The organism is Treponema sp. R6D11, from assembly GCF_054786075.1.
The window spans coordinates 1-502 of the sequence record NZ_BDHD01000813.1 but is presented as its reverse complement, the minus strand read 5'-3'; the positions used below and the strand labels follow the sequence as shown (position 1 = coordinate 502).

Here is a 502-nt window from a genome sequence, read left to right as displayed (position 1 = left end):
AAATAATACCGAAAGGATAACCATGATTTTTTTCTTCATCTTTTTCTCCTTACATCCATGTATAAAATAACATAGATTAAAAAAAAATGCAAGTGTGGAAAAAAAGGTACAATAAACGGCGGTTTTATCCTCTTGCACCTCAACCGAGCCTCTTGACAGAAAGCGCGGTATTTAGTAATTTTACATATAAGGGGAAACAATTATGAATATAGAAGACATTAAAATAGAAGACGCGGCGGACGCGAATTATGTTATAAAAAAGTTCTTTAATAATGATTTTTCCAATATGAAAATGACCCAGTTGGAACAGCTTGTACTGACCGTCTATAATATGGGTAAAAAAAACGGCGGCCCTGCTGAAAGCGAGCCCGCAAAAGCCCCTGTAAAAGAATGTCCCTTTAAAGTTAACGACAGGGTAAAAATGCTTGAAGATGTAGAAATCGGGCAGAATGTAAAATTAGGCAAGGAATCATTTCCCGATTCTTTTTTAACTACCTATAAA

Annotated in this window: 1 protein-coding gene; it reads left to right on the top strand. The window is 35.3% G+C overall.

What is annotated here, in order from left to right:
• Positions 1 to 202: 202 nt before the first annotated feature.
• A partial coding sequence (locus ACYVTD_RS16270; protein WP_461248718.1) for a hypothetical protein occupies positions 203 to 502 on the top strand: 300 nt, incomplete at its 3' end.